The sequence below is a fragment of the Agarivorans sp. Alg241-V36 genome (genome assembly GCF_900537085.1).
GTDB lineage: Bacteria > Pseudomonadota > Gammaproteobacteria > Enterobacterales > Celerinatantimonadaceae > Agarivorans.
The window spans coordinates 451,647-476,584 of the sequence record NZ_UNRE01000002.1; the positions used below are offsets into that span (position 1 = coordinate 451,647).

At 43.8% G+C, this 24,938-nt stretch carries 24 protein-coding genes; 20 read left to right on the forward strand and 4 right to left on the reverse strand.

Features of this window, described 5'->3' with window-relative positions:
* Window positions 1-11 precede the first annotated feature (11 nt).
* From G6R11_RS06525 to G6R11_RS06535, 3 genes are all read left to right on the forward strand, one after another.
* The gene (locus G6R11_RS06525; protein ID WP_205472630.1) at window positions 12-1,232 is read left to right on the forward strand and encodes a multidrug effflux MFS transporter; all 1,221 of its coding nucleotides are present in this window, start codon (window positions 12-14) and stop codon (window positions 1,230-1,232) included.
* 241 nt (window positions 1,233-1,473) lie between these two features.
* Complete coding sequence (locus G6R11_RS06530) at window positions 1,474-2,115, forward strand: 2OG-Fe dioxygenase family protein (protein ID WP_163132276.1); 642 nt, start codon at window positions 1,474-1,476, stop codon at window positions 2,113-2,115.
* Window positions 2,112-3,344, forward strand: a complete 1,233-nt coding sequence (locus G6R11_RS06535) for a cysteine desulfurase-like protein (RefSeq protein ID WP_163132277.1) — start codon at window positions 2,112-2,114, stop codon at window positions 3,342-3,344. Before G6R11_RS06530 ends, G6R11_RS06535 begins: the two co-directional genes overlap by 4 nt.
* An 8-nt stretch (window positions 3,345-3,352) precedes the next feature.
* Here the strand turns inward: G6R11_RS06535 and G6R11_RS06540 are convergent, their stop codons facing one another.
* Together G6R11_RS06540 and nadK are read right to left on the reverse strand one after the other, a co-directional pair.
* Complete coding sequence (locus tag G6R11_RS06540) at window positions 3,353-4,057, reverse strand: flagellar brake protein (protein WP_163132278.1); 705 nt, start codon at window positions 4,055-4,057, stop codon at window positions 3,353-3,355.
* 27 nt (window positions 4,058-4,084) lie between these two features.
* A complete protein-coding gene (gene nadK / locus G6R11_RS06545; RefSeq protein WP_163132443.1) occupies window positions 4,085-4,966 on the reverse strand; it encodes an NAD(+) kinase in 882 nt (293 codons plus the stop codon).
* 153 nt (window positions 4,967-5,119) lie between these two features.
* Between nadK and grpE the strand changes: the two genes are divergently transcribed.
* The 3 genes from grpE (at window position 5,120) to can (ending at window position 6,869) form a co-directional block, all read left to right on the forward strand.
* Window positions 5,120-5,749: a nucleotide exchange factor GrpE gene (grpE, locus tag G6R11_RS06550; RefSeq protein WP_163132279.1), complete on the forward strand. Its 630-nt coding sequence runs from the start codon at window positions 5,120-5,122 to the stop codon at window positions 5,747-5,749.
* A 174-nt stretch (window positions 5,750-5,923) separates the two neighbouring features.
* Window positions 5,924-6,175: a DUF1289 domain-containing protein gene (locus tag G6R11_RS06555; RefSeq protein ID WP_163132280.1), complete on the forward strand. Its 252-nt coding sequence runs from the start codon at window positions 5,924-5,926 to the stop codon at window positions 6,173-6,175.
* Between the two features lie 91 nt (window positions 6,176-6,266).
* Complete coding sequence (can, locus tag G6R11_RS06560) at window positions 6,267-6,869, forward strand: carbonate dehydratase (protein WP_163132281.1); 603 nt, start codon at window positions 6,267-6,269, stop codon at window positions 6,867-6,869.
* A 64-nt stretch (window positions 6,870-6,933) separates the two neighbouring features.
* On the opposite strand, the gene G6R11_RS06565 is transcribed toward can, so the two are convergent.
* Entirely contained in the window at window positions 6,934-8,268 is a 1,335-nt protein-coding gene (locus G6R11_RS06565; RefSeq protein WP_163132282.1) for a dicarboxylate/amino acid:cation symporter, read from the reverse strand.
* A 294-nt stretch (window positions 8,269-8,562) separates the two neighbouring features.
* Here G6R11_RS06565 and dnaK point away from each other — a divergent pair, with 294 nt between their 5' ends.
* The 6 genes from dnaK to G6R11_RS06595 all read left to right on the forward strand — a co-directional run bounded on the left by dnaK (window position 8,563) and on the right by G6R11_RS06595 (window position 14,459).
* Window positions 8,563-10,479, forward strand: coding sequence for a molecular chaperone DnaK (gene dnaK / locus G6R11_RS06570; RefSeq protein ID WP_163132283.1), 1,917 nt, complete (start codon window positions 8,563-8,565; stop codon window positions 10,477-10,479).
* A gap of 117 nt (window positions 10,480-10,596) precedes the next feature.
* Complete coding sequence (gene dnaJ / locus G6R11_RS06575; protein ID WP_163132284.1) at window positions 10,597-11,739, forward strand: molecular chaperone DnaJ; 1,143 nt, start codon at window positions 10,597-10,599, stop codon at window positions 11,737-11,739.
* A gap of 134 nt (window positions 11,740-11,873) precedes the next feature.
* Window positions 11,874-12,416, forward strand: coding sequence for a bifunctional adenosylcobinamide kinase/adenosylcobinamide-phosphate guanylyltransferase (gene cobU / locus G6R11_RS06580; protein WP_163132285.1), 543 nt, complete (start codon window positions 11,874-11,876; stop codon window positions 12,414-12,416).
* A gap of 33 nt (window positions 12,417-12,449) precedes the next feature.
* Entirely contained in the window at window positions 12,450-13,316 is an 867-nt protein-coding gene (locus G6R11_RS06585) for a M48 family metallopeptidase (RefSeq protein WP_163132286.1), read from the forward strand.
* Complete coding sequence (locus G6R11_RS06590; RefSeq protein WP_163132287.1) at window positions 13,297-13,785, forward strand: GNAT family N-acetyltransferase; 489 nt, start codon at window positions 13,297-13,299, stop codon at window positions 13,783-13,785. The genes G6R11_RS06585 and G6R11_RS06590 overlap by 20 nt, the downstream gene beginning before the upstream one ends.
* A 53-nt stretch (window positions 13,786-13,838) precedes the next feature.
* A complete protein-coding gene (locus G6R11_RS06595; RefSeq protein ID WP_163132288.1) occupies window positions 13,839-14,459 on the forward strand; it encodes an FKBP-type peptidyl-prolyl cis-trans isomerase in 621 nt (206 codons plus the stop codon).
* Window positions 14,460-14,643: 184 nt separating this feature from the next.
* Here G6R11_RS06595 and G6R11_RS06600 read toward each other — a convergent pair whose 3' ends face one another.
* The gene (locus tag G6R11_RS06600; RefSeq protein WP_163132289.1) at window positions 14,644-15,426 is read right to left on the reverse strand and encodes an NAD(P)H-flavin reductase; all 783 of its coding nucleotides are present in this window, start codon (window positions 15,424-15,426) and stop codon (window positions 14,644-14,646) included.
* Window positions 15,427-15,539: 113 nt separating this feature from the next.
* On the opposite strand from G6R11_RS06600, the gene G6R11_RS06605 reads away from it, so the two are divergent.
* The 8 genes from G6R11_RS06605 (at window position 15,540) to dapB (ending at window position 24,608) form a co-directional block, all read left to right on the forward strand.
* The gene (locus tag G6R11_RS06605; protein ID WP_163132290.1) at window positions 15,540-16,436 is read left to right on the forward strand and encodes a LysR family transcriptional regulator; all 897 of its coding nucleotides are present in this window, start codon (window positions 15,540-15,542) and stop codon (window positions 16,434-16,436) included.
* Between the two features lie 263 nt (window positions 16,437-16,699).
* On the forward strand, window positions 16,700-17,674 hold the full coding sequence (locus G6R11_RS06610; RefSeq protein WP_163132291.1) for a DUF1852 domain-containing protein: 975 nt from the start codon (window positions 16,700-16,702) through the stop codon (window positions 17,672-17,674).
* A gap of 23 nt (window positions 17,675-17,697) precedes the next feature.
* The gene (locus G6R11_RS06615) at window positions 17,698-18,726 is read left to right on the forward strand and encodes a methionine synthase (protein WP_163132292.1); all 1,029 of its coding nucleotides are present in this window, start codon (window positions 17,698-17,700) and stop codon (window positions 18,724-18,726) included.
* A 94-nt stretch (window positions 18,727-18,820) separates the two neighbouring features.
* On the forward strand, window positions 18,821-19,651 hold the full coding sequence (locus G6R11_RS06620) for a sulfite exporter TauE/SafE family protein (RefSeq protein WP_163132293.1): 831 nt from the start codon (window positions 18,821-18,823) through the stop codon (window positions 19,649-19,651).
* A 590-nt stretch (window positions 19,652-20,241) separates the two neighbouring features.
* Window positions 20,242-21,627 (forward strand): CmpA/NrtA family ABC transporter substrate-binding protein, encoded by a 1,386-nt coding sequence (locus G6R11_RS06625; protein ID WP_163132294.1) that lies wholly within the window; start codon window positions 20,242-20,244, stop codon window positions 21,625-21,627.
* Between the two features lie 68 nt (window positions 21,628-21,695).
* Window positions 21,696-22,718 carry an ABC transporter permease gene (locus G6R11_RS06630; RefSeq protein WP_163132295.1) on the forward strand — a complete coding sequence of 341 codons (1,023 nt, stop codon included), beginning with the start codon at window positions 21,696-21,698 and terminating at the stop codon, window positions 22,716-22,718.
* A 15-nt stretch (window positions 22,719-22,733) separates the two neighbouring features.
* Complete coding sequence (locus tag G6R11_RS06635) at window positions 22,734-23,573, forward strand: ABC transporter ATP-binding protein (RefSeq protein WP_163132296.1); 840 nt, start codon at window positions 22,734-22,736, stop codon at window positions 23,571-23,573.
* A gap of 222 nt (window positions 23,574-23,795) precedes the next feature.
* Window positions 23,796-24,608, forward strand: a complete 813-nt coding sequence (dapB, locus tag G6R11_RS06640) for a 4-hydroxy-tetrahydrodipicolinate reductase (protein ID WP_163132297.1) — start codon at window positions 23,796-23,798, stop codon at window positions 24,606-24,608.
* Window positions 24,609-24,938 lie beyond the last annotated feature (330 nt).

Here is a 24,938-nt window from a genome sequence, read left to right on the forward strand (position 1 = left end):
GGGAGTTGTAAGTGAATCACGACAGTACCCATTCCAAAGCTTTTATTGTTTTACTTGCCGGCATGATGTCCTTGGTAGCTCTATCTGTAGATGCGATGTTGCCCGCCCTTGTTGCCATTGCTGACGACTTCGAGTTGGCCAATCCAGCCCACGCCCAGTGGACGATTACCTCTTTATTTATTGGCTTATCTGTAGGCCAACTTATTTATGGGCCGTGGTCGGACGCAGTAGGCAGAAAACCACCTATATACGTGGGCTACCTGCTGTTTATTGTGGGTAGCATTATTTGCGTTTTATCCAGTTCATTTAGCTGGCTAATGGTGGGGCGAGTATTGCAGGGGATGGGCGCAGCGGCGCCGCGAATTATCACAATGGCTCTAGTGCGCGACAAATTAAAAGGCGCGGAAATGGCGCGAATTATGTCGGTAGTATTTTCTGTATTCATCATCGTGCCTATTCTAGCTCCAGCTGTCGGCCAAGTGATTTTAACTTTTAGCCATTGGCGTTGGATCTTCGGCATGCTACTGGCAATGGCCATTATTACTGGCTTAGGCTTTTGGCGTGGACAGGAAGAAACCCTAGCAGAAGATAAGCGCAGGCCGCTTAGTTTAAAGAGCTTTATAGAAGGCCTTAAGTTTTTACTCGCCGAGCGCAGCGCCTTGGTTTATACCATTGTATCGGGTTTAGTGTTTGGTGCCTTTATGGGGTATTTAAACAGTGCCCCCTTGGTGTTTATTAAGCTCTATGATCAAGCGGATAACTTTGCGCTGTTGTTTGCATTATCGGCAGTGGCAGTGGGAGCGGCGTCTTTAGTTAATGGGCGATTGGTACTCAAGCTCGGTATGCGTTTAATGATTAATAGGGCACTTTGGGGCTTGTTAGTACTCACTAGTGTATTTTGTTTACTGTTGCTGGCCACCAATGGGGTTCCGCCTTTGTGGTGGTTTATGGCTTATCTAATACCGGCATTTTTCTGTGTAGGGATTTTGTTCGGTAACCTTAATTCCTTAGCCATGGAACCTTTAGGGGCTATTGCTGGAATGGGCTCAGCCTTTGTTGCGAGTATTTCTACCTTAGTGGCCATTCCAATTGGCAGTGTTATTGGTCTTAGTTTCAATCAAAGCTGTTATCCAGTGGTGATTGGCTTTTGGTTGGTGGCGGCGAGTAGCTTATTGCTGATCAAATGCTTTGATAAAACTAGTACTGAAGCTGAACTATCCGCTAGTGCTTAAAGCATAAAATATCGTTTTTAATTTGCTTTAAATCAGTGGCTTAGCGAAGATTCGGATGGTTTTTCTTTAATTCACTGATTGCATGTTACGATTTGGTGATTGTGATAAGTAACTGGAGGTACGCTTGGTGTTAAGTATCGAATACATGGAAATTAGCAACTCTTAATGCTGATCGCTGTGGTATCGCTAGCTGTTTGCGATTAATCTTGATGTTATCACTTTGTTAACGAGAGATTTGGCCATGAACACTCACGCAGATTGCCTGTTACAGTTAAACCACTTAAGCGGTGCCGCGGTGCACGATCTATCATCTTCATTCGATAACCTTCCTCATACCCAGCACGCAGACGGGCAATACCGCTTGCGTCGCTATTCGGTGGTTAGAGTCAATCAAGGCAAGGTGCAAGCCCTGCCAGGCAGAGCCTTTGTGCAAAGTGAGCAAGTTAATCACTTCCAAGGTGATGTTGTGCGTCAATTCGAAGAGATTGAACAAAGCATTATCGCCTCTAAAGGCATGTTTGAAATGTGCGCGTTGTTTTTGGAAGCAAATAGCTTAAGTGAGCAACAAGATATAGAAATCCACCAAATTCGAATTGCTGCGCAAACTGCAGATACGCCAGTGGCGCCAGAAGGTGTACATCAAGATGGGTTTAGCCATATTGCGGTAGTGGGCATACGTCGTCACAATATTGATGGTGGTGACTTTATGGTGTTTAAAGACAAACATCAGGCGCCAATTATGACTTTAGCTTTAGATAGCGGCGAAGTTGCGCTACTTGATGACAGCAAGCTTTGGCATTATGCACGGCCCATTCGAGCACATCGCCCTAGCGAGCCAGGCTTTATGGATGTATTTGTATTGACCGCCAAGGATGAAGCATGAGTTTTTCTGTTGAGGCTGCCCGTGAGCTATTTCCAGCGTTAAATGAAAGCAATCAAAGTGGAATACCAACATACCTAGATGGGCCTGGCGGAGCGCAATTGCCACAGACTGTGCTGCAAGCTATGAACGATTACTTTATCAAAGGTAATTCCAATCTAGGTGGCGCTTTTGCTAGCAGTAAACATACTGAAGAGATTGTAGAAAAGGGCAGGGAGCAGGCTAGAATCCTGCTGAATGCCGCTAGTGCCAATAATATTGTGTTTGACGCGAATATGACTTCACTCACCTTTAAACTGAGTAGAGCGATAAGCCGAGACTGGCAGCCGAACGATGAAATTCTGGTAAGCGCACTTGATCACTACTCTAATGTATCCAGTTGGCAACAAGCCGCTGCCGATAAAGGCGCTACTGTTCATCAAGTAAATATTGACCCGACTAACTGCAATTTGGACTACACCCATTTAGAGTCTTTATTGAACTCCAATACCCGGCTGCTAGCACTCACTTACGCTTCAAATACCAGCGGTAGCATTGTTGATTTGCAGCGGGTGATTGCTAAAGCAAAAAGTGTTGGTGCAATGGTGTATGTTGATGCGGTGCATTACGTGCCGCATCGCTTAGTGGATGTACAACAATTGGGCTGCGACTTTTTACTCTGTTCAGCTTACAAGTTTTTTGGCCCCCATCTTGGCATTGCCTATGTGGCCGACCCTTGGTTAGAACAACTTAAACCTTATAAAGTAGAACCGGCAACCAACCTTGGCCCTGGACGTTTTGAGACCGGCACCCAAAGCTTTGCGGCTATTGCAGGCATGAGTGCCGCGGTTGATTACTTAGCCCATTGGAACCCACAACAAAATATGCGAGCGGCTTTAGCTGCGAGCTTTGAGCAGTTTGCCGCGCATGAGCAAGGTTTAAGTCAGAATTTCTTAGAGCGTTTAGCTACTCATCCCCAAGTCACGCTTTATGGAGAAAGTAGCTTACAGCGATTACACAAGCGCACCGCTACTTTTTCTATGCGCTGGCCAAGTATTTCGCCACAGCAGATTGCCGCTATGCTGGGCGAGCATAATATTGCCACTTGGCATGGACATTTTTATGCGCAAGGCATGATGGAACAATTAGGTTTAATGGATAAAGGAGGGGTGCTAAGAGTAGGTTTTATGCACTACAACACCCATCAGGAAGTGGATCGCTTGTGGGATTTGTTGGATAAGTTCTGTAGCTAGCAGAGTAACTACACATCTAGAGCTAGGTGGGCAAATAGCTCATCTAGATCGGCAGCGCCTTCAAACTTAATACCCACAGCAATATGGTTATGACCATCTCGGCTTTGGCTTTTAATATTACCCTCAATCACCGTATCACTTTCTGGCTTACCGGGTATGCGAATGTAAACAAATACGCTATCGAGCAGTAGTTTGCCATTGCTTTCTGGCCACGCCATTTTAAAGCGACAGCCTCCCGCTGATAAATCCAAGATAATGCCATCGAAGCTCAAGTCGTTTTCGATTTGTTGGTCACTCACCGATGAGCGGTGAGTCACAGTGGCAGGAATGCGAGTACTGGCTCGTTGTTGTTTACGAAGGCTAAAGCGTTCTACTTCGCTAGGATATTTTACAAACAACAGGTGTTTAGGGGATTTGATGATGTCGGTAATAATGCTGCGAAATGCAATGCACTGACCCGCTTCGCCCTCGATAATGGAGCGAATTACACAGGCCATGCCTTCAAGTAATACGTCACCGTGACCTTGTTGCGCGTACTTGGGCACGGCAAAAATAAGGAAGTTAGCATCGTCTAAACCGATTAATTTACATTTAATCCGAACATTGCCCACCTTTACAAACTGCACATCTAAAATGTCGCCAAAGCGCAGTTGTCGCATTATATCTACCACTTCTTGGCGCTGGTTAACGCGAGGGCTTGGAGCAGGTGCCAAAATAAACTTCCTTTTTACCGTGTTGGCTTAAAACAAGCGGCTTCCCCAGCCGAGCTTAGTTCTTAAGATCTTAAAGTAATCATAGCTTTTAGGGTGAACCAGACGCAACGGGTGATTTTGTTTGCGAATAATCACTTCATCGCCCGGCATAACGGGCAGCGATACGTGGCTATCACAGCTTATGTTCATATGCTCACTATTATCGTGAGACAGTTTAAGCTTAATTTCGCTATCGCTGTCTACCACTATGGGGCGTGAGCTTAGGGTATGCGGGAACATTGGCACCAAAGCTATTGCATCTAAATTAGGGGTGAGAATGGGCCCGCCAGCAGATAAAGAATAGGCGGTTGAGCCAGTAGGCGTAGTAACAATTAAGCCATCGGCGCGTTGGCTTAACATAAAGTGGTCATCAATATACACTTCAAATTCTAACATGGTGGCGACTTTGTCGAGGTGAAGTACCACCTCGTTTACTGCGCTGTTGCGGCTTTTGACCGCGTTATGGCGCAATACTTTCGCTTCTAACAAACAGCGTTTTTCAGTAATGAACTCGCCCTGTAATACTTCTTTTAAGGGGTGTTCAAAATTGAAAGGGTCTAAATCGGTTAAAAAGCCTAAGTTGCCTCGGTTTACCCCTAGTACAGCTATGTCGTAACGCGACAGCACTCGCGCTGCCCCCAACATGTTGCCATCGCCTCCAACCACAATGGCTAAATCAGCTTGCTCACCGACCTGGTTAATACTCACTAGGTTAAGCCCGTCAATGGTGAGTTGTTGGCCGGTCTGCTCTTCTACCAATACTTTATATGATTGTTCAATCAACCAATGATAGAGCGCCGTTAAGGTATTATTGGCTCCCTCGTGATGGGGTTTACCAATTAAACCGATTGTGTTGAAGATTTGAGTCATAACTTGTTGATTTAACATTGTGTTGCTAGTGATTATAACGTGTGGCTTTACTACTCAGCCAGTTTTATCGTGACTATCACTTGAAAGCGGCGGTTTGATCCCCATAATATGCAACAGAATTAAGTTATTTGTGAAGAATTACGGAGACCCTGCATGAGCAGTGAGCAAAACAAACCACAAGCTGAAGAAGTGGTAGCGGAAAACGAAGTAGAGCAGCAGGTTGAAGCTATAGACGCTGAGCTAGAAAGTGAAGTGGAAGAGCAAGCTGCAGAGTCGGCTGGTGAAGAAATTAGCGTAGCTGAGCTGCTAGAGCGCTTAGCAACTGCCGAGCAAACCGTTGCCGATCAAAAAGACGGTGTGATTCGTGCCAAAGCCGAAGTAGATAACATTCGTCGTCGTTCAGCTCAAGAAGTAGAAAAAGCGCGTAAGTTTGCTCTAGAAAAGTTTGCTAACGAGCTGCTACCGGTTATCGATAACATGGAAATGGCCCTACAACACGCTAACCGTGAAGATGAAGCGCTAACTTCGATGATTGAAGGCGTTGAACTTACTCTTAAAACTTTAATCGACGCTGTGAAGAAGTTTGGTATTGAAGTGGTGTCACCACAAGACCAAGCCTTTGACCCAGAAAAGCATCAAGCTATGGGCATGCAAGAAGTAGAAGGTGTAGCGCCTAATACTGTGGTAGCAGTATTGCAAAAAGGCTACCTACTAAATGGCCGTTTATTGCGCCCAGCAATGGTAATGATTTCTAAAGCTGCTTCGGTAGACACTAGCGCATAGATTTATTATTGCTGAATCAAAAAGGGCCTTTAGGCCCTTTTTTTGTGGCTGAATTTTACACTGCGTTATGACTTTGAGTAGGGGAATTCTTTGACCTAACTTACTTGGCTATGCCATTGTAGACTTATGAATAAAAATTATTCGTATTGCTCAGAAGGCAAACAACAGCAGTAAATGGAACAGTTAGAGATTTTCGACATCCCCAATCCTTGTCGCGGCATTTGTCAAACCAATAGCCGCGGGTTGTGCATGGGTTGTTTTCGGAATCGAGATGAACGTTTTGCTTGGCAAACCCTAGAACCTGCCCAGCAACAGAATATTTTGCGCTTAACTAAACAGCGAAGAATGCGCTTTATTCGTATGCAGCGTAAGAAGTTAGCCGAGCAACAGCAGCAAAACTCGGTACAGGATGAATTACCATTTTGAAAGTAAATGCTGCGCTAAATGGTGGTAGTTAACCCTTACATCGGGCAATATATGCGTCCAGTAATAGGGGCATGAGTCATTTAGAGGTTGTATGAGAGATTTAGATCAGCTAATAAAAAATAACCGCAGCTGGGCAAAAAATATAAAAGAGCAGAATCCCACCTTTTTCTGTGATCTGTCAGAGCAACAAAATCCTGAATTCTTATGGATTGGCTGTAGTGACAGTCGGGTACCCGCCAATCAGATTGCTGGCCTGCCTCCAGGTGAAGTTTTTGTACACCGTAATATCGCCAATGTAGTGGTGCATACCGATTTAAACTGTTTGTCAGTTATTCAATATGCAGTCGACGTTCTAAAAGTTAAACACATCATTGTTACCGGTCATTATGGCTGTGGTGGGGTATTGGCGTCGATGGAAAACGAACAGTTTGGCTTGATAGATAATTGGTTGCGCCATCTTAAAGATGTATACCGCTACCATGAGCAAGAACTTGATGCGATTGAAGACAAGCAACAGCGGGCCGACCGCTTGTGTGAGTTAAATGTAATGGAGCAAGTTAAGAACGTGTCTCAAACCTCCATCGTGCAAAATGCCTGGAGCAATGGCCAAGAACTGTCGGTACACGGCTGTATTTATTCTATCCAAAACGGCATCCTAAATAATCTAGATATCTCGATTTCTGGCAACAGTTAAAAACGGCATTTCTAGATATAAAAAACGCGGCTAAGGCCGCGTTTTTTGTTACCTATTTATATATCTAGGCTTTTTCGGCTGAGGCCACATTGATATCTGATTCACCGTGAGGTAGATGAACTTCTTCTTCAGATCTACCTGCCTGAGGATTGTTGTATGTATCCACGTTTAGGTCACCTTCAGATTTAGCAACAGCAACGGTTACCATGCTATCACCGGTGATGTTTACCGCGGTGCGAACCATGTCTAACAAGCGGTCTACACCAATAATTAGCGCAATACCTTCTACAGGTAAACCAACTTGCTGCAATACCATGGCTAGGGTAATTAAGCCTACACCCGGCACACCTGCAGTACCTACCGATGCTAAGGTTGCAGTAACAATAACCATTAAGAAATTGCCAGCGGTTAGGTCTATGCCATATACCGTTGCAATAAAGATGGTTGCAACACCTTGCATAATTGAGGTGCCGTCCATGTTAATGGTGGCGCCTAAAGGTACCGTGAACGAAGCCGTTGAGTTGCGCACGCCCAGCTTATGAGTTGCCGTTTCCATAGTAACTGGAATAGTCGCATTTGAAGAGGCAGTACTAAATGCAAATACGATGGCTTCGCGCATTTTCTTAATGAAAATAAGCGGGTTTAAGCCAGTAAGTACCTTTAATAAAGAAGGGTAAACTAATAAGGCGTGCAGCAGTAATACAACCAATACCACCATGAAGTAGCTAAGTAAGCTCGCAATCGCGTCAAAACCAATTTCAAAGAACAGTTTTGCCAGTAAGGCAAATACGCCATAAGGGGCTAAGTTCATTAAAATGGTCACTAACTTCATGATCACTACATTGAAGTCTTCAAAGTGCTTACCAATACGTTTACCTGGCTCGCCAGAAATAGCGATGGCAATACCAAACAACAATGCAAATACAATGATTTGCAGCATGTTGCCTTGAGCCATAGAGGCAATTGGGTTATCAGGGAACATATCAATGATAACTTGGCTAATGCTTGGTGCTTCTTTAGCAACAAAAGCGGCTTCGGTAGTTAGCTCTATGCCAGTACCTGGGCGTATAAGTAGTGCAACGGCCATGGCGAGTGAAATAGCAATCGCGGTAGTGGCTAAATAAAGCAGTACTGTTTTACCGCCAAGGCGGCCTAAGCGCGCAGTGTCTTTCATTGAAGATACACCGCAAACCAAAGAAACAAATACCAATGGAACAACTAACATCTTCAAGCTTGATACGAAAATCGAACCTGTAATATTAAGGATGCCGTCAACGATGTAGTCTTTGACTAAGATAGACTCAGCAAAAAAGGTTTGTAAGAAAACCCCTAAGCCAATACCGGCAACCATACCGATAAGTATTTTGTGAGTAAGACTCAGTTTTGAATCGTTTTTCATTTCCCTTCTCTCTGTATTTTACGCAGAACTTAATACTGCATATAACCTAAAGTTGCGCGCATAGTATCATAGGTTATAAAAATAGCCATTTTTGACACTACCACCTATAACTTTGTTGGTTTTATAATCTAAATTCGTGATCGCTTGCTCAATACCTAAGCAATTGCCAAGATTTTGCGAGAATGGGTTTTTAGTGAGTTTTTTTTATTTTTTCCCTTGAAAAGCAATTTGCTGCCCCCACTTAGTTCTCAACAACGAAATATTAGTTACAACTAGAATTTGGAGAACACCATCATGGGTAGAATTATTGGTATCGATTTAGGAACCACTAACTCTTGTGTTGCAGTACTAGACGGCGACACCCCTAAAGTAATTGAAAATGCGGAAGGCGATCGTACTACCCCTTCAATTATTGCATTTACCGACGACGGCGAAACCTTAGTAGGTCAACCTGCTAAGCGCCAAGCGGTAACTAACCCTAAGAACACAGTGTTCGCTATTAAACGTTTAATCGGCCGTCGTTTTACCGACGACGAAGTTCAACGTGATATCGAAATCATGCCTTTCAACATTGTTAATGCTGACAACGGTGATGCTTGGGTAGAAGCGAAAGGCGACAAAAAAGCGCCACCACAAATCTCTGCAGAAGTTTTGAAAAAAATGAAGAAAACTGCAGAAGACTACCTAGGTGAAGCTGTAACAGAAGCGGTAATTACCGTACCTGCTTACTTTAACGATTCACAGCGTCAAGCAACTAAAGATGCTGGTCGTATTGCGGGCCTAGACGTTAAACGTATTATTAACGAGCCAACTGCAGCTGCATTTGCTTACGGCGTTAACAACGCTAAAGGCGACAACGTAGTAGCCGTTTACGACTTAGGTGGTGGTACTTTCGATATTTCAATCATTGAAATTGACGAAGTAGATGGCGAGAAAACCTTCGAAGTACTAGCAACCAATGGTGATACTCACCTAGGTGGTGAAGACTTTGATAACCGCTTAATCAACTACTTAGTAGAAGAATTCAAGAAAGACCAAGGTTTCGACCTTAAGCAAGATCCACTAGCTATGCAGCGCCTAAAAGAAGCGGCAGAAAAAGCTAAGTGTGAGCTATCTTCAGCACAACAAACTGATGTAAATCTACCTTACATTACTGCTGATGCTTCAGGTCCTAAGCACTTAAACATCAAAGTAACTCGCGCTAAGCTTGAGTCTTTGGTTGAAGAGCTAGTTCAACGTTCACTAGAGCCATTACGCATTGCACTACAAGACGCTGACCTATCAGTTAGCGACATCAACGATGTAATTCTTGTTGGTGGTCAAACACGTATGCCACTAGTACAAAGCGCTGTTACTGAGTTCTTTGGTAAAGAGCCTCGTAAAGACGTTAACCCTGATGAAGCTGTAGCCATGGGCGCTGCTATTCAAGGTGCGGTATTGTCTGGCGACAAAACTGACGTACTACTACTAGACGTTACTCCACTGTCTCTAGGTATTGAGACGATGGGCGGCGTAATGACTCGCGTTGTAGAAAAGAACACCACCATCCCAACTAAGGGTTCACAGGTATTCTCAACGGCAGACGATAACCAAAGCGCGGTAACCGTTCATGTAATTCAAGGTGAGCGTAAGCGTGCTGCAGACAACAAATCTCTAGGTCAATTTAACCTAGAAGGTATTCGTCCTGCACAACGTGGCGTGCCACAAATTGAAGTAACCTTCGATTTGGATGCCGACGGTATCTTACACGTATCTGCTAAAGACAAAGATACGGCTAAAGAGCAGAAAATTACCATTCAAGCTTCATCTGGTTTGTCAGATGACGAAATCAACAAGATGGTAAACGAAGCTGAAGCCAACGCTGAAGAAGACAAGAAATTTGAAGAGCTAGTTCAGGCTCGTAACCAAGCTGATGCACTTGTACACGGTACCCGTAAGCAAGTTGAAGAAGCTGGTGAAGCGCTTCCAGCTGAAGACAAAGAGAAAATCGAAGCTGCAGTTAGCGAGTTAGAAACCGCTAGCAAAGGCGAAGATAAAGCAGAGATTGAAGCAAAAACTCAAGCGCTAATCGAAGCTTCTCAAAAACTTATGGAAGTAGCTCAACAACAAGCCCAAGCAAATGCTGGCGAAGCTGATGCAGAGCAAGCTGCTCCTGCTCAAGACGACGTTGTTGACGCTGAGTTTGAAGAAGTGAAAGACGACAAAAAATAATTTGTCTTAAACACTTTAAGTAAGTAAATAACGGGCGTTGTGAGAACAACGCCCGTGTGTCTATCAAAAAGCCATTACTTTCAACTGGTTTAGTTGCGAGAAAGTAGAACACCCATTATGTCAAAACGCGATTATTACGAAGTTCTTGGTCTAGGCAAAGATGCCGGCGAGCGAGAAATTAAAAAAGCCTACAAACGTTTGGCGATGAAATTTCACCCAGACCGTACCAAGGGCGATAAAGCTTCTGAAGAGAAATTTAAAGAAGTAAAAGAAGCCTACGAAGTGCTGAACAATCCTCAGAAGAAAGAGGCTTACGATCACTACGGCCATGCTGGGGTTGATCCAAACCGTGGTGCTGGTGGTTTTGGTGGCGGACACGGCGACTTTGGCGACGCGTTTGGTGACATCTTTGGTGATATATTTGGTGGTGGACGCGGAGGCGGCGGTGGTCGTCGTCAGCCACAACGTGGCTCAGATCTTCGCTACAACTTAGAGTTGAGCTTAGAGCAAGCCGTTAAAGGTGTTAAAAAAGAAATTCGCGTACCTACTTTAGTGCACTGTGAGCAGTGTAATGGTAGCGGCGCCAAGAAAGGCTCTACGCCTAAAACCTGTGGCACTTGTCATGGCCAAGGCCAAGTACAAATGCGCCAGGGCTTTTTTGCGGTGCAGCAAGCCTGTCCTACCTGTAAAGGTAAGGGAACTATCATTTCTGATCCTTGCCATAAGTGTCATGGTGAAGGTCGTTACGAGCGCGCTAAAACCTTATCGGTTAGCATTCCAGCTGGCGTTGATACTGGTGACCGTGTTCGTTTATCGGGTGAAGGCGAAGCCGGAGAAAGCGGCGCTCCAGCGGGTGATTTATATGTACAAGTACATGTTAAAGAGCACCCAATCTTCCAACGTGAAGAAAATAACCTTTACTGCGAAGTACCAATTAGCTTCACTTTAGCCGCCTTAGGTGGCGAGATTGAAGTACCTACTTTAGATGGCCGAGTGAACCTTAAGGTGCCAAACGAAACGCAAACTGGCCGTATGTTCAGAATGCGTGGCAAAGGCGTTAAGTCGGTGCGCGGTGGCCCAATTGGTGATTTGATTTGTAAAGTGATTGTTGAAACCCCGGTTAAGCTTAATGAAACGCAAAAGCAGCTGCTTAAAGACTTTGAAGAAAGTTGTGGTGGCTCTGCTAGCAGTAAGCACAAACCGAAAGCCGAAGGCTTCTTCGACGGAGTTAAAAAGTTTTTTGATGACTTAACCAGTTAATCAAAACTACTTGAAAGAAAGGCGGCTATTAAGCCGCTTTTTTTATGTCTGTTTCACTTTGATAGCAACAGTAAGTGCGTTCCAAGGTCGCCCTTCATTATGATATTATTTGTTAAAAATCATTGGGTAGCATGATGATAAGTCTTGTTTTAGGTGGAATTAGAAGCGGCAAAAGCCGCTGGGCTGAGCAGCAGTTTCAAAACAAGGCTGGTTTAAAACCCGTGTATATCGCAACCGCCATGCCAAGCGACGAAGAAATGGAACAACGGATCGCTCATCATCAAGCTTTGCGAAACAGATCTTTTGATACCCACGAATTTGATTTTTCAAAAGAGCAACTCAGTGAAGTGTTGCTAGCTTACACTGCCCAAAATCGGCCAATACTGCTGGAATGTATGTCTACTTGGCTAGGGTGGTGGTTATGTACCAACAAACCTTTCGATCAGCAGCTGTTAGATATTCAACAGCAATCTAGCGACTTACTGGCCAGTTTAGATGCTATTGATGGGGACTTGGTTATTGTGAGTAACGAAGTAGGTTTAGGTTTGGTCTCTGACAACGCCATGGGCCGCAGGTTTGCCGATGAGCTTGGACGATTAAACCAAGCTTTAGCGGCAAAAGCCGATAAAGTTGTATTTATTAGTGCTGGCTTACCGCTAGTATTAAAGGAGTCGTAGTCTTTAAGGCTGCAAAGATATGGAAGTGCATTAATGAATAAAGTATTAAAAGCCGCGGTTATAGCCAGTTCAATCATTGCATTGCTCAGTTGCTCTGCTTCTCCTACTGGGCGCAAGCGGGTGCTGCTTTATGATGACTCAAAAATGAGTGCTTTAGGGGCTCAGTCTTTCGAAGAAATTAAAAAACAAGAAAAGATTTATACCGACAAAGCTACTAACGATTATGTAGCCTGCGTATCTAATGCGGTTACCGCCGAGATCCCCGGTCACTATGGCGATGAAGATTGGGAAGTCGTGGTATTTGACTCCGAGCAAGTGAATGCCTTTGCTTTACCAGGCGCCCATGTTGGCGTTTATACCGGCTTAATCAAAGTGGCCGAGACTCCCGATCAACTGGCTACGGTTATTGGCCACGAGATTGCCCACGTGCTCGCAGAACACAGTAATGAACGTTTATCGCAAAACCAAATAGCCGGTATTGGTACCGCTGTTGCGGCAGTAGCCATTGGCGTTAGTGACGACATTAAACATAAAGGCGCGGCGATGGCGGCCTTAGGTTTAGGCGTACAATATGGCGTATTATTGCCTTACGGGCGCGCCCAAGAAAGTGAAGCAGATTTGATGGGCTTAGATTTAATGGCTAGCGCGGGTTTTGACCCACGTGCCAGCGTTTTCCTTTGGCAAAATATGGCCAAAGCGGGTGGTGGTTCAGTGCCTGAGTTTTTATCAACTCACCCGTCTAGCCAAACGCGAATTACCGATTTAAATTCGCGCATGTCGCGTGCCATTCAGTTAGAAAAACAAGCGATTGCTCAAGGTAAGTCACCTCAGTGCATTCGCCCTGCGAGCTTTGATGCTAAAGATACATCTAAAGAGTCCGATGTCGATAAAACTAGCTAGCCTTAGCGATGCCAAAGAGATCTGCCGGGTGCAGCGATGCAGCTGGCAGCATGTCTACCCTAAGCAACTCATTTCCGATATGTTTCAAGCTCTACCATTTGAGCTGCATCAACAGCTGTGGAAACAACGCCTTAGCAGTGAGAAAAATCAAATCTGGGTATTAAAAACTAATGGCGTGCAAGGCTTTTTAATGCTGGAAAAACAAACCCCTGAGATTGAGCTTGCCGCCCTGTATTTGCAACCAGATACCATTGGCAAAGGTTGGGGTAGAGCCTTGTTAGAAAAGGCTTGCCAGAGCGCAGCAATGAAGGAAGTGTACTGTTGGGTGATGCAAGATAATCAGCAGGCAGAGGGCTTTTATCGCCACACGGGCTTTCAATTTAGTGGTGAGCAACGTCAAGTGGAATTTGCCGGTAGTTACTTTGTTCAAAAAAAGGCGTATTTAGCCGCAGACCAACGGTTTTTCTAGTGACTTTGTGATAACATTTTGGCTCTTTTTAACGATCAGAATTAAGAGTTCAAATGAGCGATAAATATCAAGGCGCAGCAGCGCAAGCAAGTTACGGCTACGGCCTTCAAATTGGTGAGCAAATTGAGCGTGCAGCATTCGACGGCTTAGAAGTGAATGCAATGCTTGACGGTATTCGTGACGTAATGCAAGGTGCGCAACCTCAGCTTGACGAAGCGGTTATTGGTGCGGCTTTCCAAGAAATTACTAAAGACATTGAAGCTAAAAAAGCTGAGCAACACAAAGAAGCAATGGCTGAAGGCGAAAACTTCTTAGCTGATAACGGCCAGCGCCCAGAAATCAATAAAACTGAATCTGGTCTTCAATACGAAGTATTAGTTGAAGGTGAAGGCGAATCGCCAAGCGCTAGCAGCAAAGTACAAGTTCACTATGAAGGTACTTTAATTTCTGGTGAAGTATTCGATAGCTCTGTACAACGTGGTCAACCTGCAGAATTCCCAGTAAATGGCGTAATTAAAGGTTGGACTGAAGCGCTACAGCGCATGAAAGTAGGTGACAAGTGGAAGCTATACATTCCTCAAGAACTTGCTTATGGCTCTCAAGGTGCGGGTGCTGCAATCCCTCCTTTTGCTGCCCTAGTATTTGAAGTTGAATTGCTAGCTATTCTTGGCTAAGAGCAATCGCTTTTATAACAAATGTCGCTTTCAATTTGTTTATGATTTTGGCTGAAAAGCAATCTTCACTTTGAGCAGACATCAATTAAGCCAGCGTAAGCTGGCTTAATTATTTAGGGGGTTACCAGAGCCTTGTTGCTGCTTTTCGAAACGGCTCAATGCTTCTTCGTTTTCACCAATACGTTTAAACCGCTACTTGGCTATCCCTTGGCGCGAATTCAAATACATCGGAAAAGCAGTTTTCTTCTTTTAGACCTAGCGACTTTAATTTATAAATTGTGCCATAAACCATATTCGGGGAGCCGCAAAGATAAGTTTGAGCCTTGCTAAGATCTGACAAAGTCTCTTGTATCACCTGATAAATAAAACCTGTTTTTCCAGACCAGTTAATACCTGCTGATTCCAATATTGGTATGAAGTTTAAGTTCTTATATTGAACAGCCCAATCGTAAAACTGATCAAGCAGGAAGAAGTCATGCTCACTTCTGTTAGACCAATAGATGTCTATATTGGCGTCGGGTCGTTGCTGTAAAATTTCTTCTGTGATGCATTTAATTTTTGAGATACCAGAACCAGCTGCCACCAACACATGAGGAAGATCCAAGCTTGTTTGCAAAAACGCATTCCCCATTGCTAGCCTTATATCAACTTGCTCATGACCATTGCTTAGTTGATGAATGCGGCCTAGGACTTTAGCCGAGAATTCGCTAGTTTTCTGGATAATCAACTTAAGACATGTGGGCTGCTTTGGATTAAAGCGACTGGCAATCGTATAAGAAAGAGATTGAAACTCACCGTCATTATTCACATCTAGTACAAGCTGCAGATACTGTCCCGCTTTAAAGCCTAAGCTAGCACCCTTTAAGGATGTTAATTCGACCTCGAAGGTAGTTTGGTTTAAAGGCTCGACACTTACTACTTTACAAGCATGAGTAGCCACTTTCAGCTCTGTAGCTGCGTTATTCATACAACAATCCATCATTTGGGTTTAGATATTAAAGTCCCTAAAACTTAATGCATTTACTATGTGAATAAAAATGTTATATTTTCATTAAATCATTAACATTATTCATAGACTTTATGATCGAGCGTATCCACCTTCGAATTATCCATGCGGTAAAAGAGCAGGGCTCACTTACTGCCGCCGCAAAAGAACTGTGTGTTACTCAGTCCGCCCTAAGCCATACTATCCGTAAATTGGAAAATAACTTAGATACCGAGATCTGGATCCGCGAAGGCCGTAACCTTCGTCTTACTCAAGTAGGGCAGTATCTACTGAATATTGCTAATCGCGTTTTACCCTTGCTTGACCACGCAGAAGAGAAGCTCAAACAAATTACTCAGGGAGAGCGAGGAACGCTGCGAATAGGAATGGAATGCCACCCCTGCTATCAATGGTTGTTGAGAGTGGTATCCCCCTTTTTGGATACTTGGCCAGATGTGGATGTAGACGTAAAACAGAAATTTCAGTTTGGCGGTGTGGGCGCACTATTGGATTACGAGATTGATTTACTGGTGACGCCAGATCCATTCTATAAAAGTGGTCTTTCTTTCCAAGCTGTATTTGATTACGAGCAAGTGCTCGTTGTACCAAGCAACCATCCAGTAGCCTTACATAAATATGTAAAGCCAGAGGATTTGCGTGACCAAGTGCTAATTACTTACCCTGTTGCCGCAGATCGGCTAGATATTTATACCCAGTTTCTCAGCCCCGCAGGCGTTAATCCTAGACTTCATAAAACCTGTGAAGCCACCGATATTATGATGCAAATGGTGGCCTGTAATCGCGGTGTTGCTGCATTACCGCGTTGGTTAGCTAACCAATACTCGAAGACCCTACCACTAGCCGTTGTCCGTTTAGGCGAGAAAGGGATTGATAAGCAAATCTATTTAGGAACTCGAGAAGGGGATGCAGGTATCGAATACCTTAAAGCCTTTATCGATCTTGCTAAGGCTCTCAATTCTCCGACTGCTTAGCCTCAATCTAAGTTTAGCCCCTTTTTAAGACCTACCATTAAGGGGCAGCTTATCTAGCTTCCTTAGGAATTTCTTTTAACAGCCTGCTAGTGATTGATTCAGCTAGAAAGCCATTATTTACACCAATCAGAAGTTAATCATGATTACTTGTCATGGATCAATGAAATAAAATCAATTTTATTCATGAGTTTGCCTGGGTATAACTTACCGTAATAGCAACGTAGCAGTTAAATCTGTTGCCTACCGAACAGGAAACGGTCGCCATGAGTACCCATTTTACTTATACAATTAGTAGCATCTGCTTTGATGAAAACTATCAACCCGCCGATAGTACGCGAATCACAACCAACTTTGCTAACCTCGCCAGAGGTGCAAGCCGCCAAGAGAATCTTCGTAATACTTTGCGCATGGTGGATAGCCGCTTTAATGCTCTGGCTAATTGGGATAATCCGAAAGGTGATCGTTATTCATTGGAATTAGAAATTATTTCTGTGGACGTCGATATTAAAGGTAACGGTGAACACTTCCCTTCTATAGAGATCCTAAGGACCAATGTAATTGACCACAAAACCGGTAAGTCCATCGAAGGCATCGTAGGCAATAACTTTTCTTCTTATGTTCGCGATTATGATTTTAGCGTGCTGCTGTTGGATCACAATAAAGACCAGCCTTCGTTCAGCATTCCCGATAACTTTGGGGATCTACATGGCAAACTGTTTAAAGATTTCCTTAATTCAGATACTTACAAAGAGAATTTCAGTAAGCCTCCGGTTGTTTGTTTAAGTGTTTCAGATAACAAGACCTACCACCGAACTGAAAACAAGCACCCAGTACTGGGTGTTGAATATTTACCAAACGAATCATCATTAACTGAACTGTATTTTAAGAAAATGGGCTTTGATGTTCGTTACTTTATGGCGCCGAATAGTGTTGCCCCATTAGCATTTTATTTCTTTGGGGATCTTCTTAGTGACTACAGCAATATTGAGTTAATCAGCACCATTGGCACCATGGAGACCTTCCAAAAAATCTATCGCCCGGAGATTTACAACGCCAATGCAGTTGCTGGCAATCACTACAAGCCAAATCTTAAGCACCGTGATCATTCGTTAACTCAGATTGTTTATGACCGCGAAGAGCGCAGCCAACTGGCCATCAAACAGGGTAAATTCGCTGAAGAAAATTTCATCAAGCCTTATCAAACTGTGCTTGAGCAATGGTCACAAAACTACGCGTAAGCGCTGACAATAGGAAAGTTAATATGAAAACCTTGTTACCCACATCTACGGCCGGCAGTTTACCAAAACCATCTTGGTTGGCAGAGCCCGAAAAGTTATGGTCTCCATGGAAGTTACAGAATGAAATACTGATAGATGGTAAGCAAGATGCCCTAAGAGTGTCTCTACAGGAACAAAAGCAAGCCGGTATTGATATTGTGAGTGACGGTGAGCAAACTCGTCAGCACTTTGTTACCACGTTTATTGAGCACCTAGACGGTGTAGATTTTGAAAAACGCGAGATAGTAAAAATTCGTGATCGTTATGACGCCAGTGTGCCCACTGTGGTTGGTCCGGTAAGCCGGCCGCATTCTGTGTTTGTTAATGATGCAAAGTTTTTACGAGCGCAAACTGACCAGGCCATTAAGTGGGCTCTTCCTGGCCCTATGACCATGGTGGATACGCTATACGATGACCACTATAAAAGCCGAAAATATTTAGCTTGGGAATTTGCCAAGATCCTTAATCAAGAAGCAAAAGAATTAGAAGCCGCTGGTGTGGATATAATTCAATTTGACGAACCTGCTTTTAACGTGTTTTTTGACGAAGTAAATGAATGGGGGATTGCTTGTTTAGAAAGGGCAATAGAAGGGCTTAATTGTGAAACAGTGGTTCACATATGCTATGGCTATGGCATTAAGGCCAACACCGATTGGAAAGAAACACTAGGCTCTGAATGGCGCCAGTACGAAGAAGTGTTTCCTAAACTTCAACAATCGAATATCGACATTGTTTCTCTCGAGTGTCACAACTCTCGCGTTCCTCTTGAATTGCTTGAATTAGTTCGTGGTAAAAAAATCATGGTTGGTGCCATTGATGTTGCAACTAACGAGATTGAAACGCCAGAGGAAGTGGCGAGTACTTTAAGAGAAGCGCTTAAATATGTGGATGCAGATAAGCTTTATCCCTGCACTAACTGTGGCATGGCTCCTTTATCTCGTGAAGTGGCAAGGGGAAAGCTTCAGGCTTTAAGTGCCGGTGCCGACATTGTTCGAAAAGAGTTAGCTGCCTAACTCAACGTTATTAGGCAAAAACAAAATGAAGGGGCTTAGGCCCCTTTGTCGGTATTGCAAAATATCTTTATATAGACTTTAAAAGTAGACATTCATGAACATCATTGATTTTTTAGCCGGTAATCTTCCCACTGTTTTAGCTTTGGTTGCTACTGGAGTATTCGCAGGTTTTTTAGCTGGCTTACTGGGCGTGGGCGGCGGAATTGTTATCGTACCGGTTTTGTTTTTCTTATTTCAAGGTTTTGGCGTTTCGCCAGAATCAGCCATGCTAATTGCCACTGCCACCTCGTTGGCTACCATAATTCCAACCTCCATCAGTTCCATTCGTTCACACAATAAAAAGGGTAACGTAGACTTTGAACTGCTCAAAAGTTGGGGAGTATTTATTCTTGTTGGCGTTTTATTAGGAAGTTTGCTGGTTACCCGTGTAGACGGCACATGGCTTACCTTGTTGTTTGGTATTATTGCGACGCTGTCGGCTCTAAACATGCTATTTAGAACGGGCAAGTCAGCGCTATTCAACAAACTACCTGGCAACATCGGGCAAACCACCATGGGCACATCAATTGGTTTCTTTAGCTCCATGGTAGGCATTGGCGGTGGCACCATTTCTGTTCCCTTGCTCACGCTATACAACTACCCAGCCCACAAGGCCGTAGGCACAGCAGCAGCGATAGGTTTAGTGATCTCTTTACCGGGCGCCTTAACGATGTTGGCTTTGGGAACCACACCGGAAGATGCTCCTGTTGGTACCTATGGATTGATCAATCTTATTGGCTTTATCTGTATTGTGCCTCTCACCGTGTTATTTGCACCCTTAGGTGCTTTTGTTGCCGCTAAGTTGGATGCTAATAAGTTAAAGAAAGTGTTTGCTGTTGTGTTACTTGTAACTGGTTTGCGGATGTTAGCCCAAAGCTTACTTTGAGCGATGTACAGCGCACTCATAAGGAAATAGGCTGCAACGCTAGGAGATTTTCATGAGCTTGCTTACTGCATTCTTGATGATTTCTTTGAGTAGCCTTCGTTAGCTGCTTTTTTCGGCCGCACTGCACAACATCATTTATCAGGTGAAACACCTCAGCCTAAGCTGTAGCATCATAGTCCAAAAGGGAGTAATGCTAGATGAGCAACACTCCCTTCTAAATACAGTTGCTTGAAATCATGTGAAGTTTGCCCGACATTTCCGCTCTCCAGTTTCTAGATTGATATCTTCTAATCGAATTAAATATCTTCGCTAGTGCTAGATCTTCACTTCACCAGAAAATCTCTAATGAATATAAAACTCGATAAAAGCGCTTAGAGTTAAGTGGTTTTTTGTGCGCCAAAATTGTGCGCGCTTGTTCTAAGTTAGTGAATTATATAAAAAAATAGAAATACTCCTTTAGGGGTAGTAGTGTTTGTAAGTTAATGATTTTTGGTGTTAAAAAAATGTGATCTAGATCTTGGCACGTCCTTAGCTACTCCCTAAGTGTTATCACAAATTAGTTACTTCCAAATGGGTATTAGGAGCAGGGAATGCAGACATCAGCACCATTAAGCTTACAAAAAATCATTAAGACGACCATCGCCGCTGCAGTGGTTTCAGCCAGCTTTGTTGGCTTCAGTCACGCAGAAGTGGGTGAGCCAGAAAAGGAAGATCTTAAGTTTGGTTTTATTAAACTTACTGACATGGCTCCACTTGCAGTGGCGTATGAAAAAGGCTATTTCGAAGACGAAGGATTGTATGTTCAGTTAGAAGCACAAGCTAACTGGAAAGTATTATTAGACCGAGTAATTACCGGTGAACTAGATGGCGCTCACATGTTGGCGGGCCAACCTTTAGGTGCCACCATTGGTTTTGGTACTAAAGCCGACATTATCACCGCTTTTAGCATGGACTTAAACGGTAACGCGATTACCGTATCTAACGACATTTGGGCTCAAATGAAGCCGCATGTTCCGCATAAAGATGGCAAGCCAGTTCACCCAATTAAAGCCGATGCGCTTAAGCCTGTAGTTGATAGTTACATCGACCAAGGTAAGCCATTTAACATGGGCATGGTATTCCCAGTATCTACTCACAACTACGAGTTACGTTACTGGCTAGCCGCTGGCGGTATTCACCCTGGTTATTACGCGCCTCATAAAGGTGATACCTCAGGTAAAATTGATGCCGATGCATTGCTATCTGTAACCCCACCACCGCAAATGCCATCAACCATGGAAGCGGGCACAATCTACGGTTACTGTGTGGGTGAACCATGGAACCAACAGGCTGTATTTAAAGGCATTGGTGTACCGGTTGTTACCGATTACGAGATTTGGAAAAATAACCCAGAGAAAGTATTTGGGGTGAGCCAAGGATGGGCTGACGAATACCCTAATACACACATTCGCGTAGTGAAAGCGATGATTCGCGCCGCTAAATGGTTAGATGAAGAGAACAACAAAAACCGCCCAGAAGCAGTGAAAATCTTGTCTAAAAGCCAATATGTGGGTGCCGATTACGACGTTATTGCTAACAGTATGACCGGTACCTTTGAGTACGAAAAAGGTGACAAGCGCGAAGTGCCAGACTTTAACGTATTCTTCCGTTATAACGCGACTTACCCTTACTACAGTGATGCAATTTGGTACTTAACGCAGATGCGCCGTTGGGGACAGATTTCAGATAACAAACCAGATTCTTGGTACATGGATATTGCTAAAAAGGTTTACCGTCCAGACATCTACGCAACAGCCGCAAAAGAGCTGATTGCTGATGGTGTAATTGATGCCTCTGAGTTTCCTAATTTCGAAACAGAGAGTGGCTTTAAACCGCCGCAAACCCACTTTATCGACAACATTGTATATGACGGCTCAAAACCAAATGCTTACTTAGACAAGTTCGACATTGGTTTGAAAAAAGACGACAAGATCTAAGCCAAATAAATATTGAGAGCGGCCGGGCCTAGTGCCCGGCATCGAGATTCGCAAAAGGAGTTGTAGTGATGAAAGATAAATTAATTCACTCTCTAGAAACAGTAGGTTTGGGCCCTGTAGTACCAGTGGTTCGTTTAGCCAGCGGTGAAAACCCAAAGCAGCAAGTAAGTGAAATTTTTGAGCGTATTGGATTGCCTATTCTGGCGATTGCTTTGTTCTTGTTGTTGTGGAGTGTATCTGCGGCAAAAGTGCAAACTAGCCTAGGAACCTTGCCTGGCCCAGCGCAAGTTTGGGAGCAGTATCAAGGCTTAGTGGTGGAGCATAAAGAGGAGCGCGCAAAAGAAGTCGCCTTTTATGAACGCCAAGAAATACGTAATGCGAAGAAACTAGCCAAAAACCCAGATGCTAAAATAAAAGTTCGCCCTTATACCGGTAAAGAAACCTTTTTTGACCAGATTCTTACTAGTTTATACACGGTATTCACGGGCTTTATACTGGCCAGCTTAATTGCTATTCCAATTGGTGTTGCCTGTGGATTGAATAAGAAACTCTATGGTGCAGTCAGCCCAATCATTCAAATTCTCAAACCGGTCTCTCCCTTAGCGTGGTTACCCATAGTGACTATGGTGGTGAGTGCGGTTTATGTAAGTAGTGACCCAATGTTTTCTAAATCCTTTGTGACGTCGGCCATTACCGTGACTTTATGTTCACTTTGGCCAACGCTGATTAATACAGCTACTGGTGTAGCCTCGATTGACAAAGACTGGATAAACGTGGGTCGTGTGATTCAATTACATTGGTCGAAACAAGTGACCAAAATCGCTATTCCTGCCTCATTGCCAATGATTTTTACCGGCTTGCGTATCTCATTAGGTATTGGTTGGATGGTGCTTATTGCGGCAGAAATGCTGGCACAAAACCCAGGCTTAGGTAAGTTTGTTTGGGACGAATTCCAAAATGGCAGTTCTAACTCTTTAGGTCGTATTATGGTGGCCGTTGTAGTGATTGGTTTAATCGGTTATGTACTTGATTGGTTAATGGTGAGCCTGCAAAAAATTATCTCTCACTCAAGCCCAGAAAGTGCCCGATAGGATAAGGAAAATATTATGTCTCAGTATTTAGAAATTGATCACGTTAGCATTGATTTTCCCACTAAAAACGGTCCTTTCCGAGCGTTAAACGGGGTGGATTTAAAGATAGCTAAGGGGGAGTTTGTATCCTTAATTGGCCACTCAGGTTGCGGTAAGTCGACAGTACTTAACATTGTGGCAGGTTTATATAATGCCACTGAGGGAGGTGTTGTACTTGAGGGCAAAGAAGTTTATCAGCCAGGTCCCGATCGCGCGGTAGTGTTTCAGAACCACTCTTTATTGCCATGGCTTACTGCTTATCAAAATGTTGAGTTAGCGGTAAAAGAAGTGTTTAAAGGGCAAAAATCTAAAGCCGAAATGAAAGACTGGATTGAGCACAACTTAGAACTTGTGCATATGAGCCACGCCATGCACAAGCGCCCCGATGAAATCTCGGGTGGTATGAAGCAGCGTGTTGGTATTGCCCGCGCGTTGGCGATGCAACCAAAAGTGCTGCTAATGGACGAACCATTTGGTGCGCTGGATGCATTAACTCGTGCTCACTTGCAGGACTCTTTAATGGAAATCCAGCAAGAGTTAAACAACACGGTAATCATGATTACCCACGATGTTGATGAAGCAGTATTGTTGTCCGATAAGATTGTGATGATGACCAACGGGCCTGCGGCAACTATTGGTGAAGTACTCGATGTTAAACTGGAGCGACCAAGAGACCGAGTTGCTCTAGCCGATGATCAAGAGTACAACCATTATCGCTCGCAAGTGCTTAAGTTTCTTTATGAGCGTCAGCGCAACCCGGCGCAAGCAACCGAGAAAGCAAAGCCTAAGTTGGTTAAATCAGGTGAAGCAGCTTAATTCAAACATTTTAAGCTGCAGTTAGCTGGCACCCTCTTAGCAACAAAGGCCATTACTAAACGGTAATGGCCTTTTTTAATGAGCCCGTTTTCCCAATGGAATAATTAGGTTTTTAAGCACCTTAGGCTGATATTTAGGCTAAACCTCGTTTTATATAGCTTGCTTTGTTATAGTCGAGCCACAAATTAAGACGGGTGTGGCCAGTTTCAAAGGAGAATAAACATGTCGCAAGTTAGAGTGGCAATTGTTGGTTGTAACGGAAGAATGGGAAAGAATTTACTCGAAGCAGTAAATCAAAGTTCGGCCACAACCTTAGGTGCGGCAACAGAGCGCCCTGGTTCAAGTTTAATTGGTGTAGATGCTGGTGAGCTTGCCGGTTTAGGCAAATTAGACATCGCCATTGTTGATAACATTGAACAAGCCAAAGACGATATTGATGTAATCATTGACTTTACTGCACCTGTTGTCACCTTGGCTCATGTTGAGTGGGCGCGAGCCAATAATAAGAAGATGGTGATTGGTACAACCGGATTCAGTGATGAGCAAAAGCAGCAATTAAAAGAAGCCTCCGAAGACATTGCCATCATGTTTGCCCCTAATATGAGTGTTGGCGTTAATTTAGTTTTTAAGCTACTAGAAGTTGCTGCCAAAGTAATGGGTGATTACACCGACATCGAGATTATTGAAGGCCACCATCGCCATAAAGTCGATGCACCTTCTGGCACTGCACTTGGCATGGGCGAAGCCATTGCCGATACACTGGGGCGCGACCTTAAAAAGGTCGCTGTATATGGCCGCGAAGGTATTACTGGTGAGCGTGATAGAGATACCATTGGCTTTGCTACCATTCGAGCGGGTGACTTAGTCGGTGAACATACAGCGATGTTTGCAGATATTGGTGAACGAGTAGAGATTACCCATAAAGCCTCTAGTCGAATGACCTTTGCTAATGGCGCAGTACGTGCAGCATCTTGGTTACAAGACAAGCCTAAAGGCTTATTTAACATGCGAGATGTACTGGATTTGAACGATTAATAATTAAGTTTTATTTCTCTTTATTAATGGACGTCGCTATGCGGCGTTTTTTTATTCCCTAAATTTAGTGGCAGTACTTTATACTAAAAAATATCTTGAAAACGTTATCAAGGATTTTCTTGAAAGCGTTTTCAAGAATTATGTTCTTTGAGCGGTCTCACAAAGCCTATAAAAAACACACTAATGTAATATTGTGTTACCCAAAATTACGTTGTCGTCACAGTCCTTTTTATCCCGAAATCCTACCTTATGTGCATCTCGTCCAATGGAAGGCGAGAGTAACTAAAACCCAAACATAAAAACAGTAATTTGCTGAATATCGGTTCAGTA

Coding starts and splice junctions, on each gene's coding strand:
- G6R11_RS06605 (WP_163132290.1), top strand. CDS start 15,540: ATGATCGAGCGTATCCACCTTCGAATTATCCATGCGGTAAAAGAGCAG.
- G6R11_RS06615 (WP_163132292.1), top strand. CDS start 17,698: ATGAAAACCTTGTTACCCACATCTACGGCCGGCAGTTTACCAAAACCA.
- dapB (WP_163132297.1), top strand. CDS start 23,796: ATGTCGCAAGTTAGAGTGGCAATTGTTGGTTGTAACGGAAGAATGGGA.
- G6R11_RS06590 (WP_163132287.1), top strand. CDS start 13,297: ATGTCGATAAAACTAGCTAGCCTTAGCGATGCCAAAGAGATCTGCCGG.
- can (WP_163132281.1), top strand. CDS start 6,267: ATGAGAGATTTAGATCAGCTAATAAAAAATAACCGCAGCTGGGCAAAA.
- G6R11_RS06620 (WP_163132293.1), top strand. CDS start 18,821: ATGAACATCATTGATTTTTTAGCCGGTAATCTTCCCACTGTTTTAGCT.
- dnaJ (WP_163132284.1), top strand. CDS start 10,597: ATGTCAAAACGCGATTATTACGAAGTTCTTGGTCTAGGCAAAGATGCC.
- dnaK (WP_163132283.1), top strand. CDS start 8,563: ATGGGTAGAATTATTGGTATCGATTTAGGAACCACTAACTCTTGTGTT.
- G6R11_RS06535 (WP_163132277.1), top strand. CDS start 2,112: ATGAGTTTTTCTGTTGAGGCTGCCCGTGAGCTATTTCCAGCGTTAAAT.
- cobU (WP_163132285.1), top strand. CDS start 11,874: ATGATAAGTCTTGTTTTAGGTGGAATTAGAAGCGGCAAAAGCCGCTGG.
- G6R11_RS06625 (WP_163132294.1), top strand. CDS start 20,242: ATGCAGACATCAGCACCATTAAGCTTACAAAAAATCATTAAGACGACC.
- G6R11_RS06565 (WP_163132282.1), bottom strand. CDS start 8,268: ATGAAAAACGATTCAAAACTGAGTCTTACTCACAAAATACTTATCGGT.
- G6R11_RS06610 (WP_163132291.1), top strand. CDS start 16,700: ATGAGTACCCATTTTACTTATACAATTAGTAGCATCTGCTTTGATGAA.
- G6R11_RS06555 (WP_163132280.1), top strand. CDS start 5,924: ATGGAACAGTTAGAGATTTTCGACATCCCCAATCCTTGTCGCGGCATT.
- G6R11_RS06600 (WP_163132289.1), bottom strand. CDS start 15,426: ATGAATAACGCAGCTACAGAGCTGAAAGTGGCTACTCATGCTTGTAAA.
- nadK (WP_163132443.1), bottom strand. CDS start 4,966: ATGACTCAAATCTTCAACACAATCGGTTTAATTGGTAAACCCCATCAC.
- G6R11_RS06595 (WP_163132288.1), top strand. CDS start 13,839: ATGAGCGATAAATATCAAGGCGCAGCAGCGCAAGCAAGTTACGGCTAC.
- G6R11_RS06585 (WP_163132286.1), top strand. CDS start 12,450: ATGAATAAAGTATTAAAAGCCGCGGTTATAGCCAGTTCAATCATTGCA.
- G6R11_RS06630 (WP_163132295.1), top strand. CDS start 21,696: ATGAAAGATAAATTAATTCACTCTCTAGAAACAGTAGGTTTGGGCCCT.
- grpE (WP_163132279.1), top strand. CDS start 5,120: ATGAGCAGTGAGCAAAACAAACCACAAGCTGAAGAAGTGGTAGCGGAA.
- G6R11_RS06635 (WP_163132296.1), top strand. CDS start 22,734: ATGTCTCAGTATTTAGAAATTGATCACGTTAGCATTGATTTTCCCACT.
- G6R11_RS06530 (WP_163132276.1), top strand. CDS start 1,474: ATGAACACTCACGCAGATTGCCTGTTACAGTTAAACCACTTAAGCGGT.